Raw genomic sequence first — 17501 nt, 5'->3', positions numbered from 1 at the left:
CGAACCGGAACCGGCGCTACTCCAGCTTGATGCCGGCCTGCCGGATGATGTCGCGGTTGTTGTCGTACTCGGCACGGATCAGGCGCGCAAAGGCCGCGGCGCTGCCGCCGGTGGGCACATTGTCGCTGTCCACCAGGCGCGCGCGCAGGTCCGGCAGCGCCAGGGCCTTGTTGATCTCGGCGTTCAGCCGGCCCAGCACCGCCTCGGGCGTGCCCGCCGGCGCGAAGACGCCGAACACCGACATCAGGTTGGCCTTGGGAAAGCCGGCCTCGGTGAAAGTCGGCACGTCGGGCAGGAAATCGATGCGCTCGGGCGCCCCCACGGCCAGCGGCCGCAGCTTGCCGGCCTTGATGTGGCCGTTCAGCACCGGGCCAAGATTGGTGGACAGCAGCTCGAACTGGCCGCCCAGCGCGTCATTCTGCTGCTGGCCGCCCCCCTTGTAGGGAATGTGGGTGATGTCCACCCCGGCCGCGCGCTTGAACTGCTCCAGCGTGATGTGGCCGACCGTGGCCAGGCCCGAGGTGCCCCAGCGCAGCGCGCCGGGACGGCTGCGCGCCTGCCCGACCACGTCGGCCAGGCTCTTGCCCTGGAACGCCGGCGTACCCAGCAGCACGACCGGCGAATACATCACGCTGGCGACCGGCGCGATGTCCTTGAACGGATCGTAGTTGACCCGGCCCAGCAGCGGATTCAGCGACAGCGGGCTGATCGAGGAAAAGCCGATGGTGTAGCCGTCGGGCGCCGCCTTGGCGACCGCGTCCATGCCCAGGGTCCCGCCGGCGCCGGCCTTGTTCTCGACGATGACGGTCGTGCCGAGCTGGCCGCCGAGCTTGTCGGCCAGGGCGCGCGACACGATGTCGCTGACCCCGCCGGGCGGATAGGCGACGATGATACGCACGGGCTTGGCGGGCCAGGTCTGGGCCGTGGCGGCGGTGCCGGCCAGCGCCAGCAGGCCGGCGCACAGGGGAGGCAGGATACGGTTCATGGTGGTGGCAAGGAAGCAGCCGCGACGAAAGCCCCGGATGGCGCGCCGGCGCGGCCCGGCGGACGGCGTCCATTGTAGTGGAGTGCCGCGGCCCGGCCCTTGGTATGCTGTGCTCCAGGACGACTACCCGCAAGCGACGCCATGCTGCCTTTCGACTGGAATTTCCCCTATACCTCGCAGAAGATGCCTCTGCTGGCGGCCAATGCCGTCAGCACCAGCCAGCCGCTGGCCTCGCAGGCCGGCCTGCGCATGCTGTACGAAGGCGGCAACGCCGTCGATGCCGCGCTGGCGGCCGCCATGGTGCTGACCGTGGTCGAACCGGTCATGAACGGCATAGGCGGCGACCTGTTCGCCATCATCTGGCACGAGGGACGCCTGCACGGCATCAACGCCAGCGGCCGCTCGCCCGCCGCCTGGACCCTGGACCACTTCCGCGGCCGCGCGACCATGCCCGTCACCGGCTGGGACGCCGTCACGGTGCCCGGCCAGGTCGCCGGCTGGCGCGCGCTGTCCGAGCGCTTCGGCAAGCTGCCTTTCGAACAACTGGTCCAGCCCGCGCTGCACTACGCCAGGGAAGGCTTCCAGGTCACGCCGCAGATCGCCCGCCTGTGGGCCCGCCAGGCCCCCAACCTGGCCCGGGAACCCGGCTTCGCCGAAGCCTTCTTCCGCGACGGCCGCACGCCCCAGGCCGGCGACCGCTGGCGCTTCCCCGAACAGGCCGACACCCTGGCCGACATCGCCCGGACCGGCGGCGACAGCTTCTACCGCGGCGCGCTGGCGCAGAAGATCGTCGACTTCGCGCAGCGCACCGGCGGCGCCATGACCCTGGCCGACCTGGCCGCCCACGAAGTGCAGTGGGTCGAACCCCTGCGCCAGGACTTCCGCGGCTACACCCTGCACGAGATCCCCCCCAGCGGCCAGGGCATCGCCGCCCTGGCCGCGCTGGGCATGCTGGACCGGCTGGATCTGGAAGGCATGGGCCTGGACAGCCCCGCCATGTACCACGCCATGATCGAGGCCATGAAACTGGCCTTCTCCGACCTGCACGAACACATCGCCGACCCCGCCGCCATGCGCCTGGGCCTGGACGACCTGCTGGACCCCGCCTACCTCGCGCAGCGCGCCGCCCTGATCGACCCCACCCGCGCCGGCACCCCCACCGCCGGCACCCCCAAGCTGGGCGGCACCGTCTACCTGGCCGCCGCCGACGCGGACGGCACCATGGTCTCGTTCATCCAGTCCAACTTCCAGGGCTTCGGCTCCGGCGTCGTGGTCCCCGGCACCGGCATCTCGCTGCACAACCGCGGCATCGGCTTCAACCTGCGCCCCGGCCACGTCAACTGCGTCGCCCCGTCCAAGAAACCGATGCACACCATCATCCCCGGTTTCGTCACCCGCGGCGGCCAGCCCGTCATGGCCTTCGGTGTCATGGGCGGCTCGATGCAGGCCCAGGGCCACATGCAGATGCTGGTGCGCCTGGGCGCCTTCGGCCAGAACCCGCAAGCCATGAGCGACGCCCCGCGCTTCCGCGTGGAGCCCGGCGAAGTCCGCCTGGAAGCCCACACGCCCGCCGCGGTGGTCGACGGCCTGCGCAGCCTGGGCCACACCGTCGAGGTCTCGGAACGCCACAGCCTGGACTTCGGCACCGCCCAACTGATCTATCGCGGCGACGAAGGCTACATCGCGGCCTCGGATTCACGCCGCGACGGCCAGGCCGTCGGCTACTAGCGCACACCCCCGCCCGGGGCCTCGGCCCCGGCAAGCTCCTGCTCCACCTCCCGGCTCTCCAATCGGACCAGCCGGCTCCCCACTTTCCGCAGCGGCCCCAGCACCCCACCGATCAACCCCAGTTGCGTCAGCACCAACCGGTGCCCATCATCGGCATCATCCTCGGGCAGTTGCTCCAGCGCCCGCGCCAAGGCCCCTTCCTCCTCGCTGCTGGCCGCCAGCCCGCCCTTCCCCGCCAAGCCCGCCGCAATCCCGTCCAGCGCGTCGATCACCTCCATCGTCATCCGCGCGATCTGCGCGTCGCTCGCATGGTCCGACAGGCTTTCCCGATGCGCCCCCAGCCCCGACAGATAATTCAGCAACGTATGCGACAACGTCAGGAACCGCAGCCCCGCATCGGCATCCCGCCGGAAATGCCCCGGCTCGGCCAGCATGTTCGACATCGCCATCGACAGCGCCGCGTCCGCATTGTGCGCATTGCGCCGCGCCAGCCGATAGGCCAGATCGTCGCGCTTGCCTGTCTCGTACTGGATCATGATCTCGCGCAGATAACGGCTGTTCGCCGCCAGCGCATTGGCCGCCACCTGCGTCAGCCGGCGCCCCTGCCAGTCCGGCATCACCACCAGCACCGCCAGCCCCGCGATCGCCGCGCCGATCAACGTGTCCACCAGCCGCGGCACGAACAGGTCATAGCCGTTGCCGATCTGGTTGAAACACAGCAATACCAGTACCGTGATCGCCGCCGTCCCGATCATGTAGCGCGTCGAACGCGTGGCGAAAAAAGCCACGCCCGCCACCACGGCGAACAGCGCCTGCACCAGCAGGCTGGAAAACAGCTTGAACAGCACCCACCCCACCAGCAGCCCCAGCACCGTGCCCAGCACCCGCTGCACCAACCGGGTACGCGTGGCGCCATAGCTGGGCGCGCAGACGAACAGCGTCGTCAGCACGATCCAGTAGCCCTGCTGCGGATGGACCAGATGCAGCATGCCGTAGCCCGCCGCCATCGCCAGCGTCAGCCGCACGGCATAGCGGAACACCGGCGCCCCCGGCGTCAATTGCAGCCGCACCCGGTCGAAGGCCTCGCCCACCGACTGCGGGGAACGATCCAGCAGGCTGTTGTCCTGCTGCTGCTCGTCCAGCTTGTCGGGATTGCTCGCGCTGCCCAGCCGCCGGTCCAGTTCCGCCAGGTTGGCCGACAGCGCCCCCACCGACCGCAGCAACCGCATCCATTCCGGCCGGCCCTGCCGGCGCAGGTAATCCAGCGAGGCATCCAGGTCGGCCCGGGCCTGCCGCGCCTCGTCCCCGGCATCGAAGGGCTGGCGCATCCGGATCGCCCGCGCCAGCCGGCGGCAAGCCTGCCCCTGCAGGCCCAGCAGCCGCTGGCAGCGGAACATGATGTCGCTGTGGAAAAAGGCGTCGGCCAGCTCGTCGTAGGGATAGTGCGAAGAACTGGCGCGCTCGTGCACGTCCTGCGCGATGAAGTACAGCCGCAGATAGCGGGCCGTCTTGCGGCCCGGCCGGCTCTGGCCCAGGCGGCTGAAAATGCTCTCCTTGGCCCCGTTCAGCGCCACCACCACCTTGCCGTTGAGCTGCGCCAGCTCCAGCCGGCGCGCCTCCAGGTCGATCCCGCGCACCGGTTCGAACAGCGAGCCCTTCAGCACCAGGTAGTCCCCCAGCGCCGCATACAGCCGCGCCAGCCGCTGCTGCACGGGCTGGTGCACGAACAGCGCCGCCCACAGCACCGACAACAGGCCGTACCAGGCCGCCCCGGCCATCAGCAGCGCCGGCTCGTGCCAGAAGCCGCCCTCGCCGCCGCCCTGCTCCACGCCTATGGTGGTATAGATGGCCAGGATCAGCGTCGCATACCCGATGGCGCGGTAGCGCTCGCCGATGGCTCCCAGCATGGTCAGGCAAAACGTGGACAGCACCATCCCCGCCAGGAACAGCCAGGGATAGGGAAACAGCGCCTTGACCGCGACGGCCGCCACGGCGAAGCAGGCCAGCGTGACGACCTGGGCCAGCAGCCGGCCGCGCCAGTTGTCGTCGGTCTCGGCCAGCGCGCAGGCGATGACGCCCAGGAACGCCGGAATGACCAGATCCATCCGGTCATTCCACCCGCACAGGGCCATGACGCTGGCCAGGGCGATGAACACGCGCAGGCTGTAGACGAAGGTGTCGTGCGCCCAGAGGCGGCGCAGGGTATCGGGAATGGAGGCGAGACGCATGAGTGCAACAGGGAACTGACAACCGTAACTATCGCACGCAGGACTCGTGCCAGGGTCCCCGGCGCGCAACGCCCGTCCCGGAACACGGCCCGCGTAACGCGGACTTCGCGCCACCTGGCCGCGCGCGGGGACATGCGATAATCGAAGCCGCCGTACCTCCCAGCCCAAGCCCATGAAACAATACCTCGACCTCGTCCAATCCGTTCTCGACAACGGCTCGTGGCAAGTGAACAGAACGGGCGTCCGCACCCTCAGCCTGCCCGGCGCCTCGCTGCGCTTCGACCTGCGCCAGGGATTCCCGGCCGTCACGACCAAGCGGCTGGCGTTCAAGTCCGCCATCGGCGAACTGGTGGGCTTCCTGCGCGCCTCGCGCAGCGCCGCGGAATTCCGCGAACTGGGCTGCAAGGTCTGGGACCAGAACGCGAACGAGAACGCGCAGTGGCTGGCCAACCCCTATCGCGAAGGCGAAGACGACCTGGGCCCCGTCTATGGCGTCCAGTGGCGCCAGTGGCCCGCCTACAAGGTCCTCGACGCGGCTCGCACCGCCCAGTTGCAGGACGCGCTGGGCCGCGGCTATGCCCGCGTGGCCGAGTTCGACGAGGACGGCGCGCGCAAGGTGCTGCTCTACAAGGCCGTCGACCAGTTGCGCCAGTGCCTGGACACCATCCACGCCAATCCCGGCGACCGCCGCATCCTCTTCCATGGCTGGAACTGGGCCCAGATCGAGGAAATGGCGCTGCCGCCCTGCCATCTGCTCTACCAGTTCCTGCCCAACGCGACCACGCGCGAAATCTCGTTGTGCCTGTACATCCGCTCGAACGATATCGGCCTGGGCACGCCGTTCAACCTGACCGAAGGCGCCGCGCTGCTGCATCTGGTGGGCCGGCTGACCGGCTACCAGCCCCGCTGGTTCAGCTATTTCATGGGCGATGCCCACATCTACGAGAACCACCTGCCCATGCTGCGGGAACAACTGACCCGCACGCCCTTCCCCGCGCCGCAACTGGCCTTGTCCGACCGCATCCCCGACCATGCCCTCACCGGCAAGTACGAACCGGAATGGCTCGAACGCGTGGAGCCGGGCGACTTCTCGCTGGTGGGATATGAACACCACGCGCCGCTGACGGCGCCCATGGCCGTCTAGGACCCGTTCCCGCCAACCCCCGCCCGCGCCCAAGGCGCGGGCCCTGGCAGTCCGCTCGCCGCCGGTCACTCCGGCGTCAACCCCGCCGCTTTCACGCCCTCCCGCCAGCGAGCCAGGTCCGCCTGGATCTGCTCGGCGTAGCGCCGGGGCGTCGTGCCCTCCGGTGCCAGGCCCAGTCCTTCCAGTTGCCGTACGACGTCCGGCAGTTTCACGATGCTCGCGATCTCGGCCTGCAGCTTGTCGATGATCGCCTGGGGCGTTCCGGCCGGCGCCATCAGGCCATACCAGGAGTTGATTTCGTAGTCCGGGAACAGCTCGACGATGGCCGGCAGCTCCGGCTGCAACGCCGACCGGCGGCGCGTGCTGACCGCGATGCCCCGCAACTGCCCGCTTTTCAGATACGCCACGGCCCCCGAGATGTTCAGGAACGCCATGTCGATCTGCCCGCCCAGCATGTCCGTGATGACCGGAGCCGCGCCCTTGTAGGGCACGTGCAGCAGGTCCACGCCCGCCCTCTTGCCCAGGATCGCCCCCGCCAGGTGCGTGGTGCTGCCCGGCCCCACCGACCCGTAGGACAGCTTGCCGGGATGCGCCTTCGCATAGGCGATGAGTTCGCCCAGGTCGTGGATGGGCAACTGCGGCCGGACCACCAGGACCAGCGGCGCGGACACGACCTGGGTGATCGGCGCCAGGTCCTTCACCGGGTCATAGGGCATGTCGCGTTGCAGTGCCGGGCTGATGGTGATCGGCCCCACGTGCGAAAACAGCAGGGTGTAGCCGTCGGGCCTGGCCCGGGCGACCATGGCCGAACCGATGACGCCATTGGCGCCGGCGCGGTTCTCGACCACGAACTGCTGGCCCAGGCGTTCGGACAATTTCTGCAGGATGGGGCGCGCCACGGCATCGGCCGGCCCTCCTGGCGTCCAGGGGTTGATAACGGTCACGGGGCGGGACGGATAAGGCTGGGCCAGGGCGGTACCGGCAGCCAGCAGCCCGGCGGCCAGCACCGCGCACACCCGGTGCCATGGACGACGTCCGACGGCGCACGCAGGATGGATCCACATGTCAGGTCTCCTCGTATCGTTCTTCGTGTCCCGCGTTCAGCACTCGGGAATTTTCGAGCCGAGCTCCGATACGCCATAGAACTGCAGCACCTGCTCGAAACGGCGCGGATCCGGCGACTGGTGGAAATAGCCGTGGTTGCTGGGCCGCATGCCGCTCAGGCGTCGCAGGTCCACCATCATCTCGGCCATCTTGAAAGAGACGGCCAACCCATCGACCACGGTGGCGCCGCCGATCCGCTCGACCCCGGCCTTCGACAGCAACAGGTTCATCGGCAACTCCCCGGGCACGATGACATCGGCCCCGGTTTCCCGCACCAGCTTTTCGCCCTGCTCGACGATGCGGGCCACCACCGCGTCGCGCCGCGACGGATCCATGTGCCCGGCCAGCACGTCCTTGAAAGACACGCCCGCGTGCTCGATGCCGGCGAAGCGGTTCTCCAGTCCCCAGTGGCGCAATTGCTCGGGCCAGAAATCCAGCCGTTCCTTGATGAAAAACAGCATGCCGGCACGCCGGCCATACAGGCCCGCGAGATTGAACGCGGCCTCGCCGTATCCGACCACGGGGATATCGACGATGGTCCGGATCTCGCGCGCCATCGGACCGGCGATGCTGGCCAGCACCATCGCGTCGAAGCCCTGCTGCTGCGCCTCGCGCGCGGCGGCCAGCCATTGCAGGCCGTGCATCCAGTACAGCACGCCGTAGGCCAGGTCCGAACCGGGATAGTCGCTCGTGTAGGTGCCGGGTATCTGTCCGTGCAGGACGACCTCGGTGTCGGGCCGGACGACCTCGCCGATGCGCAGCTTGAGCGCGTCGGCATAGGCGGGCAAGTCCTGCAGTACGGTAAAGCTCTGGTGCCAGATGCGCATGATGGTCACTCCGGGTGATCAAAGGGTTGAGGCTTCGCGCTGGCGCGCCCATTCCCGCAGGACGTGGCGCTGCAGCTTGGAACCGTTGGCCGCCGTATGGTAGGGCAGCTCGTCGACGAAATAGATGGCCCGCGGCACCTTGAAATTGGCGATGCGCGCGCGGCTCCAGGCGATCAATCCGTCCGCGTCCGCCGACATGCCAGGACGCAGCTTGACGAAGGCCACGGGCACCTCGCCCAGCCGCGGATCGCTGCCGGCCGCGACCGCGACGTCGGCGATCGCCTCGTGGGTCCGCAGCAGCCCTTCGACCTCCTGCGGGGCGACGTTGAAGCCGCCCACCTTCAGCATGTCCTTGAGCCGGCCCACGTAGAACAGGAAGCCGTCCGCGGTCCGCACGCCCAGGTCGCCGGTGTGGAACCAGCCGTCCCGAAAAGCCGCGGCGGTGGACTCGGGATCGTTGTAGTACCCCCGCATGACCGTGGGCCCGCGCACCACGATCTCGCCTTCCTGCCCGGCCGATCTGTCCAGGCCGGACTCGGGATCCACCACACGCACCTCGACGCCTTCGGCCACGCGTCCGCCCGCCTTCACGCTGACCTCGAACGCATCGTCCAGGCGGTTGTACAGGATCATGGGGTTGGTTTCGGTCATGCCGTAGGCATGGATGAAACGATGGAGGCCGAGCCCGGGCCCCATCTCGCGCGCCAGCGCCTCGTCCAGCCCGGCGGTGAAGGCGATGGTGGCCCGGCGCTCGGGCTCATCGCCCGGGGGATCGCGCCGGCACGCCGCCATCAGTTCGCGGATCTGCACGTCCACGCCGTGGATGACGGTGCAACGCTGCGCGCGCAGCAGCTCGGCCGCTTCGTCCGGCCGGTAGCTGTCCTGGAAGACCAGCCGCGCGCCGGCGCCCAGTGTGGACAGGACCTTGTTGGCGCCGCCCGAGATCCCGAAGAACGGATAGAGGGTCAGCACGCTCTCGCCGGGTTGCAGCTCCAGCCAGCGGCCGCCGCGCACCGAATGCGGCAGCAGGTTCGCGTGGGTCAGCGGCACGCCCTTGGGAAACGAAGTCGTGCCCGAGGTATAGAACAAGACCGCGACGGCATCGGCGTCGTCCGCGCGGGGCGGTACGCCATGCTCGTCCAGATACCGCCGGCCCGTGTCGAGCAAGGCTGCCGTATCCTGCGCGTCCGCCGCGGGCGCGGTGTGCACGCCGATCACCGTCTCCAGCGCCGGCAGCGCCGCATCCGCGCGGGCCTCGGCGATCTGGCCGGCGTGATCGTGGCCCAGGTAGCTGCCCATGGCGATCAGCGCGCGGGCGCCGGAATGGCCCAGCACGTGCCGCAGCTCGCGGCTGCGGAACCGCGGATTGATCGGAACGAACACCGCCCCCAGCCGCGTGACGGCGAACAGATACAGCACCCACTCCGGAAAGCTCGACAGCATCACGCCGACCCGGTCGCCCGGCCGCACGCCTTGCCGCATCAGGGCCCATTGCAGCGCGCATGCATCGCGCGCCAGTTCCGCGTAGGTCCACCGGCGCAGGCCGGGACCGTGCTGGCGGTCGCTGGCCACCATCGCCCCGCCATCGCCGAAACGCGCGCCGATCTCGTCGACGAACCGCCCCAGGGTCCAGCGGTCCACATCCGCCAGCGGCCCGTTCGTCGCGACTGTCATGCGAACATCTCCCGCCCCAGGCACGCCCGGGCGATCTGGTTCTTCTGGATTTCGCTGGTGCCCTCGCCGATGCGAAAGGCGCGGACATCGCGATAAATCATTTCCACCGGCGATTCGGCCATGTAGCCCGCGCCGCCCAGCAGTTGCAGCGCGCGGTCCGCCACCCTGCCCGCCATCTCGGTGGCCGACAGCTTGGCCATGGAAACGGCCGCGCGTGCATCGGCACCCCGGTCCATTTCGCGTGCCGCCGCATAGAGCAGGGCGCGCGACTGTTCGATGTCGACCGCCATCTCGGCCACCATCCACTGCAAGCCCTGGAAGCTGCCCAAAGGCCGCCCGAATTGGCGGCGCACACGCAGATGTTCGATCGCGTAATCGTAGGCGCGCTGGGCCATGCCCACGCAATGCGCGGCCACGCCTATCCGCGACTCCAGGATATTGGCCAGCCCCAGCCGCAGGCCGCCGCCGATTTCGCCCAGCACATCCGCATCGGCGACGAACACGTCGTCGAACACCAGCTCGCACACCGGATAGCCGCGCCACCCCATCTTGCGATGGACGCGCCCCACCGAGAAACCCGCCGCCCCGTGCGCCACGACGAAGGCGGCCGGGGCCTCGCCACCGTCCTGCCGCGCCTTGGCGATCACGATGACACGATCGGCGTGATCGCCGTGCGAGATGAAGTGCTTGGTGCCGGTCAGCCGCCAGCCTCCTTCCACGCGGAGGGCACGGGTCCGGATGGATCCGGCGTCCGACCCGGCACCGGGCTCGGTCAGCGCGAAGGCCCAGACCTGCTCGCCACGCACCGCGGGCGCCAGCAGACGCTCGCGCTGCTCGCCGCGGCAGGCCAGGAGGGCCTTGGGCGGACGGCCGGCCAGGTCGGCCAGCGCCACGCTCGCCTGCCCCAACTGTTCGCGTATCAGGACCTGCGCCAGATAAGGCAAACCGGGGCCACCGGCCTCCTCGGGCATGTTGAAACCGAACAGGCCAAGCTCCACCGCCTTGGCCCGCAGGCCGCGGGCAAGCTCCGGGGGCACGCGGTCGGCACGCTCCACGTCTTCTTCATGCGGCCACAGTTCCTTGCGCACGAACTGGCGCGCCAGGTCGGCGAACTGCACGAACTCCGCGGGAATCAGGTAATCCATGTCAACCTTCTGCAACGACGAATACGGGAACCGGCACGGCGGAATCGGAGAGCGGATCGAAACGGCAGCCTACCCGCATGCCCGCCCGCAACGCGCCGGCATCAGCGCCGACGACGCGGGAAAACAGGCGCACGCCCTCGTCCAGCTCGACGAAGGCCACGACGTAGGGCACATCGGACTGGAGTTCCGGACGCGGCGCCCGGGTCACCACGCTCCAGGTCGCGAGGCGTCCGCCGCCGCTGGCCTGCCCCCAGGCCAGCGCGCCGCCGCAACGCCGGCAGGCGGCGCGGGGCGGCCATTGCCAGGCAGCGCAATCGCCGCAACGGGGCAGCAGGAACACGCCCCGTCCGGCCGCCTCGCGGTACGGCGCAAGCAGTCCGGCGGAAGAAGCAGACATCATCACGGCGCTCCCAGCAGCAATACGCCATGCGTGGCGAACACGCCGCCCATGCCATGCGCAAGCGCCAACCGCCTTGGGCCGGCCTGGCGCGCGCCGGCTTCGCCTCGCAACTGCACGACAGCCTCGACCACATTGCCGATGCCGCCGGCCCGCGCGGGATGGCCGTGCGACAGCAGGCCGCCATGCGTATTCACGGGCAGCGCGCCCTCCCGGCCAAAAACGCCGTCGAGGAATCCCCCGCCCGCCTGCCCCGGCCCGGCCAGCCCCAGGTCCTCCAGGTTCACCAGCATGGCGATCGTGAAGCAGTCGTAGACCAGCGCCAGATCGATGTCGCGCCGATCCGCCCCCGCCTGGCGCAATGCCGTGTCGAGCGCCTTGCCGGCCGAGAACGCCGTCAGCGACGCGGCCGCCGACAGATGCATGTGGCTGGTGGCGAAACCCGCGCCCCGGACCGGCACCCGGCGTGCCCCCGGCGCCCCGGTCACCACCAGCGCGCCGCCGCCGTCGGACACCGGCGCGCAGTCCAGGAGCCGCAGCGGATCGGCGATGACACGGCTGGCGCGATGGGCCGCCGCATCGATGGCCTCCCGGTGATGCGCGTTGGGATGCGCGGCCGCCGCCGTCCGGTCGTGTACCGCCACGGCGGCCAGTTGCTCGTCGATGTCGCCCCAGCGCTGTGCGTAGGCGCGGGCGACCAGCGCGAACATCGCGGGAACGGTGGGACCGTAGGGCACCTCCCATTCCGGATGCACCGGGCCCGCCTCGGCCAGGGTCTTCACGTACGCGTCCCGCGACGCCGCGCCCAGGGGCATGTCGGCGGCCACGATCAGGACCGTGGCCGCGCCGCCACCGCGGATCAGCCCGCGCGCGGTTTCCACCATCGCCATGGGCGCCGCGCCCCCGGCCTCCAGGGTCCAGGCCACCGCGGGTTCGATGCCCAGGTGTTCGGCCAGGGCGGCGGCGTGGATCAGATAGGGATCGGTGCGAGGCGGGACCGTCAGCACCGCGTCCACCTGCGGCAGTTCCATGCCCGCGTCATCGAGCGCGCGGCGGGCCAGCTCCGCGTGCAGCGCCATGGTGTCCGGCAAGGACGACCGGCCCTGCGGCAACTCCCCCACGCCGGCGATGTAGGTCTCGTCCATGATCAACCGGCCTGCGTCTCGCGCCGGGACGCCTCGCAGACCACCACCCGTCCGTCGGCGCCGCCGAACTCGACGCCCAGCCCGTGCACGCCGGGGGATTGCTCGTAGGCCCTCACCACCGTGGCCAGCGCCTCCTCGATATCGACCGGCTCGGCGGGCCATTCCTGCAACTGCTCGCCCAGGTCGTCGACCAGGGCCAGCAGATCCGCGCCGGTAGCGGGCAGCGCGCGCACCACGCGGTGCGTGCCGACCCGGTACGCCGGCAGCCAATTGGCCATGATCACCGGGCCGAAATCCCTGTCGCGCGCGATCTCCACCCGCAGCCAGGGCGCGGCCGACGCCGAGACCTCCAGCCCATGGCGCGCCAGCAGTTCGCCCGCCTGCCGGCCGCGGAGGACCCGCGCATCCGCGGTGCGCTCCGGCAGCGGCGGCGCGGGCACGGGCTCCTCGGCCGGGCGGCAGGCGATGCGCGCCAGCGCGCGCAGGCACAACTCGGGATCGAGCAGCACGGCGATGCCGTGCTCGGACAGGGCCGCCTGGACGTCCGGCGCCAGCGGCACGCCGCAACAGACCACCATCGCCTTGCCCGTGGCATTCACGAATTCGATCAGCATGGGGTAATAGCGGTCGATGATGGGCCGCCCGAACAGCATCCAGACATTGATGCTGTCGTCCTCGCGCAGCGTCAAGAGCGTGTGTCCGAGGATTTCCCCGCGCGCCACCACGTCGGCGGACAGGTCGACCGGATTGCTGGACGAGCCATAGACCGGAATGCCGCGATCCAATGCCTGCTGAAGGACGGGCGGCAGCTCGGGCAATTCCAGGCCGGCCTGGATCACGTGGTCGGCGATGACCGAGCAGGCGCCGCCCGAGGCGGAGATGATGCCCACGCGCGGCCCCAGCCGGTCGCCCACGCTGGTCAGCAGCGTCATCACATAGCTCAGCTCCGACAGTGACACCACCTGGATCACGCCCAGTTGGCGAAAGACCCCCGCGTACACGTCGCGGTCGGTGGGATGCCGGGCGGTGTGCGCGATCGTGGAACGCACGGAATCGGGATATTCGCCGGCCTTGAGCACGACGATGCGCTTGCCGGTGCGCCGCGCCGCCTCGGCCGCCGCGATGAACTTGCGCCCGTCCCGGATTCCCTCCATGTAGCAGATGATGGTGTGGATCTCTGGATCGGCGCTGAAATGGGCGATGAAATCGGCCGTCTCCAGCGTGGCTTCGTTGCCCAGGCCTATCCAGTAGTCCACGCCGATGCGGTTGAGCTGGAGCGACGAGAAGATCAGGCCGCCCACGCTGCCGCTGTGCGTGACGATGGCCACGCCACCGCGCTGGCCGGTGTCCCGGCCGTACCAGTCCGCGAAGGTCAGCGGCAGCCGCTTGCGGAAATTGACCATGCCGACGGTATTGGGCCCGACCACGTGCATGCCGGTCTCGCGGCACAGGCTTTGCAGGCGCGCCAGGCGGGCCCGCCCCTCGTCGCCGCTGCGGCCTTCGCCGAAACCGCCCGTCATCAGCACGCAGAACCGGACGCCGCGGCGCGCGGCCGCCTCGATCGAGTCGAAGGCCGCCGCGATGGGGACGACACACACCAGCAGGTCGACCGGCTCGGGCAAGGCCTCGACCGACGGATAGCACGGCATGTCGGCGATGGTCTGGTAGCGGGGGTTGATGGGATAGACCCGGCCTTCGAAACCGCTCTTCGACAAGAAACCCAGGATCATCCCGGACAACTTCGAGGGATCCGCCGACGCCCCCGCAATGGCGATGGAACGAGGCTCCAGCAAGCCTTGCAGATTCATGACTATGTTCTCCGTCCTGCCTTGATGTCCGGCTACCTGCCAGAAAAGCGCGGCGGGCGCTTCTCCAGCCAGGCCTCCACGCCCTCCGCCTTGTCCGCGGTGCCGCAGACGATGCCGAACAGGCGCCGCTCGTAGTCGAGCCCATCGGCCCGCCCCAGGTCGCCCGCGCGGCGGACGCATTCCATGATGGCGCGCATCGCGACCGGCGGCCCCGCCGCCAGTTCCTGCGCGAGCGCCAGGCCTCTCTCGCGCAGCTCGCCCGCCGGCGCGACCTCGGTCACCAGGCCGATGCCCAGCGCCTCCCGGGCGTCGACGATCCGGCCCCTGAGCATCAGCTCCAGCGCCCGCCCCTCCCCCACCAGCCTCGGCAAGCGCTGCGTGCCGCCCAGCGCGGGAAAGATGCCCAGCTTCACTTCAGGAAAACCGCCCCGGAAATCCTCGGACGCCAGGCGCACGGTAAACGCCAGGGCCAGTTCCAGGCCGCCCCCCAGCACGTATCCGTGCAGCGCGCCGACCACCGGCTTGGACAGCGTCTCGACCATCGTGTCAAGACGCTCGGGCGCCCAACCGGCCTCCAGCATGGTCCGCGCCCGCAGTTCGCGGATATCCGCGCCGGCGCAGAAATGGCGCCCCTCTCCGGTCACCAGCACCGCCCTCACGCCGGGGTCGGCCTCGGCCTGCCGGAACGCCATGGCCAACGCCTGGCGCACTGGCGTGTTGAGGGCATTGCGGGCATCGGGCCGGTTCAGCGACACGTGCATCACCGCGCCTTCGCGGCGCACGAGCACCGTGTCGCCGGCCGCTTCGGAAGCGGGGCTATCCATGGACATGTCCTGCACGGTCAGTTGTCGAGCTTGATGTTGAGCCGGCGCATCAGTTCCGAAAACTTGCGGATCTCGGCCTTGACGAAGGCGCCCGCCTCCGCCGGCGAGGTGCCGCGCGCTTCGCCGCCGATGGACTTGAAGCGTTCGGACAGCTCCGGCGACTTGAGCGCCGCCAGCGTGGCGGCGTTCAACCTGGCGACGATCGCCGGCGGCGTCGTGGCCGGCACGAACAGCCCATACCATCCCATCGTCTCGACATCCACGCCCTGCTCTTTGGCGGTCGGGATGTCGGGCAGCATCGGCGACCGCTTGGCGGTGGTGATCGCGAGGGCCCGCAACTGGCCGCTCTGGATGGCCGGCGTGGCCAGCGACGAGCCGGCGATCACGTAATCCACCTGGCCGCCGATGAGATCGGTGATGGCCGGCGCCACGCCCCGATAGGGTACGTGCAGCGCCTCGATATCCGCCGCGGCGTTGAACGAGGCTTCGGACAGGTGGATGGACGTGCCTATGCCCGAGCTGCCATAGCGCAGCTTGCCCGGATTGGCGCGCGCGTAGGACACCATGTCCTGCAGGGTCTTGAAAGGACTGTCCTTGCTGACGAGCAGGATCTGGGCGCCGGAGAACAGGACCGAAACCGGCGTCAGTTCGCGCAGGAAATCATAGGGCAGCGTGCGGCCGCTGGCGGTGTTGATGGTGGCGGCATCGCCGCTCAGCAACAGCGTGTAGCCGTCGCCCGGCGCCTTCGCCACATAGTTCACGCCGACGATGGTGCCGGCCCCGTCGCGATTGACCACCACCACCGACTGGCCCAGCTCGCGCTGCAATTGCTCGGCCACCGAACGGCCGATCACGTCCGCCGCGCCGCCCGGCGCGAAGGGCACGACCAGCCGCAGCGGCTTGGAGGGGAACGACTCGCTCCCCTGGGCCAGGCAGGGCGGCGCGAAAGACAGCGCCGCCAGCACGGCGGCTGCCGCGAGCACGGCGCGCCGTGCCGGCGCCCGGGCGTTCCGCGCGGAAGGATGAGCGAACATCGATGACGGACGGGACGGGCCCATGATTGTCTCCTGTTGGTCGGCGGCCATTGTGGAATCGGCCCCGGAGAGCGTCCAATGAAGAATGTGGTCCACGTCATTACCCCGGGGTAATGCTGCACCGCACCCAGATACGGCGCCGCCCTCGCCGGTGCTAAGATCGCCCGCACTTCGTGCGACGGAAGCAGGCATGACGCAGCTCGACTGGTACATACGGAACGAATTGCGGCCCCGCCACCTGCGTTTGCTGGTGGCGCTGGACGAGCTGCGCCATATCGGCAAGGTCGCCGCGCACATCAACGTCACGCAGCCGGCGGTGTCCAAGATGCTGGGCGAGATGGAAAAAGGACTGGACCTGAAGCTGTTCGAGCGCACGCCCAAGGGCGTGACGCCGACGCTCTACGGGGAATGCCTGATCCGCCACGCGCGCCGCCTGCTGAACGATTTTTCCCAGGCGCGGGACGAACTCAAGGGGCTGCTGGACGGCGACACGGGGCGCATCCGCGTCGGCGTGCTGTCCAACGTCGTCCCCGCCCTGCTGCCGCGCAGCGTCGCGCTGCTCAAGCAGCGCGCACCCCGGACCAACGTCTTCTTGCGCGAAGGCACGATGGAACGCCTGCTGCCGCAGTTATTGCAGGGTGAACTCGACCTGATCGTCGGGCGCCTGGCCGAGAAGCACGCCCTGCCCGAACTGGGCGGCAAGGTGCTGTCGCAGGAACCGGTGGTGCTGATCGCCCGGCCCGGCCATCCGCTGGCGCGGCGCAAGCGCCTGGAATGGGCCGACATCATGCATTGCCCGTGGGTACTGCCGTCGTCCGAGGGGCTGCTGCACGAGCCGCTGGAGCGCACCTTCGAGCAGCACGGTTTCCCGATGCCGGCCGATTTCGTCGAAGCGCTGTCAGTACAGTTCGTGCTGGCCTACCTCCAGGAAACCGATGCCATCGCCACCATGACGCGCGACATCGCCCACCACTACCGGCGCCAGGGCCTGGTATCGGTGCTGCCCTTCAATTTCCCGAAGCTGATGCGCCCATTGGGCATCACCTGGAACCGCAACCGGACCATGTCCCCCAGCACGACGCTGCTGATCGAATGCCTGGAGGAGGCCGCCGCCTCCGGCGCGCCGGCCTAGGCTGAATCGACATCCATGGCATCCGGATGGCTAAGGGGTCAGGTTCTTGAACCGTCCTTGACCGGCGGCTCCGAATGCGCCCCACCGCGGGCCGCTCTCCCCCACCGATCATGAACTACCGACGGTGATGAGTGACGATCGCAGGTCCAGAGACGACAAAGGGTTTTTCTCATCGAACAGGACCACCGTACTGAAATGGCTAGGTAACCAACGGTGCAGGTCTTGTCCGGGGTGCCGGGGCCGGCGGGTGGGCGGGGCGCATTCGGAGCCGCCGGTGGGGACAGGGTGGACGGGGAAGCAAGGGCGCAGCTGTTTGAGGGCGGCCT

General features: G+C 69.5%; 14 protein-coding genes. 3 read left to right on the top strand and 11 right to left on the bottom strand.

Going from position 1 to position 17501, the window contains the following annotated elements:
• Positions 1 to 16 precede the first annotated feature (16 nt).
• Complete coding sequence (locus AC1Q6E_RS22110) at positions 17 to 985, bottom strand: Bug family tripartite tricarboxylate transporter substrate binding protein (RefSeq protein WP_152798722.1); 969 nt, start codon at positions 983 to 985, stop codon at positions 17 to 19.
• 141 nt (positions 986 to 1126) lie between these two features.
• On the opposite strand from AC1Q6E_RS22110, the gene ggt reads away from it, so the two are divergent.
• Positions 1127 to 2713, top strand: coding sequence for a gamma-glutamyltransferase (gene ggt / locus AC1Q6E_RS22105; RefSeq protein ID WP_296560595.1), 1587 nt, complete (start codon positions 1127 to 1129; stop codon positions 2711 to 2713).
• Here the strand turns inward: ggt and yccS are convergent.
• Positions 2710 to 4941 (bottom strand): YccS family putative transporter, encoded by a 2232-nt coding sequence (gene yccS / locus AC1Q6E_RS22100; protein WP_492573529.1) that lies wholly within the window; start codon positions 4939 to 4941, stop codon positions 2710 to 2712. The two genes, ggt and yccS, sit on opposite strands and share 4 nt — an antisense overlap.
• A 172-nt stretch (positions 4942 to 5113) precedes the next feature.
• Here yccS and AC1Q6E_RS22095 point away from each other — a divergent pair, with 172 nt between their 5' ends.
• On the top strand, positions 5114 to 6085 hold the full coding sequence (locus AC1Q6E_RS22095) for a thymidylate synthase (protein WP_152793961.1): 972 nt from the start codon (positions 5114 to 5116) through the stop codon (positions 6083 to 6085).
• Positions 6086 to 6150: 65 nt separating this feature from the next.
• Here the strand turns inward: AC1Q6E_RS22095 and AC1Q6E_RS22090 are convergent, their stop codons facing one another.
• Genes AC1Q6E_RS22090 through AC1Q6E_RS22050 form a run of 9 tightly spaced genes read right to left on the bottom strand, consistent with a single transcriptional unit; the run spans position 6151 to position 16067 of the window.
• The gene (locus tag AC1Q6E_RS22090) at positions 6151 to 7149 is read right to left on the bottom strand and encodes a Bug family tripartite tricarboxylate transporter substrate binding protein (RefSeq protein WP_152793959.1); all 999 of its coding nucleotides are present in this window, start codon (positions 7147 to 7149) and stop codon (positions 6151 to 6153) included.
• 36 nt (positions 7150 to 7185) lie between these two features.
• Positions 7186 to 8016, bottom strand: coding sequence for an aspartate/glutamate racemase family protein (locus AC1Q6E_RS22085; RefSeq protein WP_152793957.1), 831 nt, complete (start codon positions 8014 to 8016; stop codon positions 7186 to 7188).
• A gap of 18 nt (positions 8017 to 8034) precedes the next feature.
• Positions 8035 to 9690, bottom strand: a complete 1656-nt coding sequence (locus AC1Q6E_RS22080; protein ID WP_152793955.1) for a class I adenylate-forming enzyme family protein — start codon at positions 9688 to 9690, stop codon at positions 8035 to 8037.
• Positions 9687 to 10835 carry an acyl-CoA dehydrogenase family protein gene (locus AC1Q6E_RS22075; protein WP_152793953.1) on the bottom strand — a complete coding sequence of 383 codons (1149 nt, stop codon included), beginning with the start codon at positions 10833 to 10835 and terminating at the stop codon, positions 9687 to 9689. Before AC1Q6E_RS22075 ends, AC1Q6E_RS22080 begins: the two co-directional genes overlap by 4 nt.
• 1 nt (position 10836) lies before the next feature.
• Complete coding sequence (locus AC1Q6E_RS22070) at positions 10837 to 11235, bottom strand: Zn-ribbon domain-containing OB-fold protein (protein WP_296560600.1); 399 nt, start codon at positions 11233 to 11235, stop codon at positions 10837 to 10839.
• Positions 11235 to 12377: a thiolase family protein gene (locus AC1Q6E_RS22065; RefSeq protein WP_492573528.1), complete on the bottom strand. Its 1143-nt coding sequence runs from the start codon at positions 12375 to 12377 to the stop codon at positions 11235 to 11237. The genes AC1Q6E_RS22070 and AC1Q6E_RS22065 overlap by 1 nt, the downstream gene beginning before the upstream one ends.
• Before the next feature lie 2 nt (positions 12378 to 12379).
• The gene (locus tag AC1Q6E_RS22060; RefSeq protein ID WP_492573527.1) at positions 12380 to 14185 is read right to left on the bottom strand and encodes an acetate--CoA ligase family protein; all 1806 of its coding nucleotides are present in this window, start codon (positions 14183 to 14185) and stop codon (positions 12380 to 12382) included.
• A gap of 32 nt (positions 14186 to 14217) precedes the next feature.
• The gene (locus tag AC1Q6E_RS22055; protein ID WP_296560605.1) at positions 14218 to 15009 is read right to left on the bottom strand and encodes an enoyl-CoA hydratase/isomerase family protein; all 792 of its coding nucleotides are present in this window, start codon (positions 15007 to 15009) and stop codon (positions 14218 to 14220) included.
• Positions 15010 to 15026: 17 nt separating this feature from the next.
• On the bottom strand, positions 15027 to 16067 hold the full coding sequence (locus tag AC1Q6E_RS22050) for a Bug family tripartite tricarboxylate transporter substrate binding protein (protein ID WP_296560607.1): 1041 nt from the start codon (positions 16065 to 16067) through the stop codon (positions 15027 to 15029).
• A 166-nt stretch (positions 16068 to 16233) separates the two neighbouring features.
• Here AC1Q6E_RS22050 and AC1Q6E_RS22045 point away from each other — a divergent pair, with 166 nt between their 5' ends.
• A complete protein-coding gene (locus AC1Q6E_RS22045; protein ID WP_296560609.1) occupies positions 16234 to 17175 on the top strand; it encodes a LysR family transcriptional regulator in 942 nt (313 codons plus the stop codon).
• Positions 17176 to 17501: the final 326 nt, after the last annotated feature.

Source organism: Pigmentiphaga sp. MLSB6-MA01 (genome assembly GCF_058793475.1).
This window is presented reverse-complemented; position numbering and strand designations above follow the sequence as displayed.

What these genes read in the sequence shown, in the direction of transcription:
- yccS (WP_492573529.1), bottom strand. Translation starts at nt 4,941, where the DNA reads ATGCGTCTCGCCTCCATTCCCGATACCCTGCGCCGCCTCTGGGCGCAC.
- AC1Q6E_RS22045 (WP_296560609.1), top strand. Translation starts at nt 16,234, where the DNA reads ATGACGCAGCTCGACTGGTACATACGGAACGAATTGCGGCCCCGCCAC.
- AC1Q6E_RS22060 (WP_492573527.1), bottom strand. Translation starts at nt 14,185, where the DNA reads ATGAATCTGCAAGGCTTGCTGGAGCCTCGTTCCATCGCCATTGCGGGG.
- ggt (WP_296560595.1), top strand. Translation starts at nt 1,127, where the DNA reads ATGCTGCCTTTCGACTGGAATTTCCCCTATACCTCGCAGAAGATGCCT.
- AC1Q6E_RS22095 (WP_152793961.1), top strand. Translation starts at nt 5,114, where the DNA reads ATGAAACAATACCTCGACCTCGTCCAATCCGTTCTCGACAACGGCTCG.
- AC1Q6E_RS22070 (WP_296560600.1), bottom strand. Translation starts at nt 11,235, where the DNA reads ATGATGTCTGCTTCTTCCGCCGGACTGCTTGCGCCGTACCGCGAGGCG.
- AC1Q6E_RS22050 (WP_296560607.1), bottom strand. Translation starts at nt 16,067, where the DNA reads ATGGGCCCGTCCCGTCCGTCATCGATGTTCGCTCATCCTTCCGCGCGG.
- AC1Q6E_RS22090 (WP_152793959.1), bottom strand. Translation starts at nt 7,149, where the DNA reads ATGTGGATCCATCCTGCGTGCGCCGTCGGACGTCGTCCATGGCACCGG.
- AC1Q6E_RS22080 (WP_152793955.1), bottom strand. Translation starts at nt 9,690, where the DNA reads ATGACAGTCGCGACGAACGGGCCGCTGGCGGATGTGGACCGCTGGACC.
- AC1Q6E_RS22055 (WP_296560605.1), bottom strand. Translation starts at nt 15,009, where the DNA reads ATGGATAGCCCCGCTTCCGAAGCGGCCGGCGACACGGTGCTCGTGCGC.
- AC1Q6E_RS22110 (WP_152798722.1), bottom strand. Translation starts at nt 985, where the DNA reads ATGAACCGTATCCTGCCTCCCCTGTGCGCCGGCCTGCTGGCGCTGGCC.
- AC1Q6E_RS22065 (WP_492573528.1), bottom strand. Translation starts at nt 12,377, where the DNA reads ATGGACGAGACCTACATCGCCGGCGTGGGGGAGTTGCCGCAGGGCCGG.
- AC1Q6E_RS22075 (WP_152793953.1), bottom strand. Translation starts at nt 10,835, where the DNA reads ATGGATTACCTGATTCCCGCGGAGTTCGTGCAGTTCGCCGACCTGGCG.
- AC1Q6E_RS22085 (WP_152793957.1), bottom strand. Translation starts at nt 8,016, where the DNA reads ATGCGCATCTGGCACCAGAGCTTTACCGTACTGCAGGACTTGCCCGCC.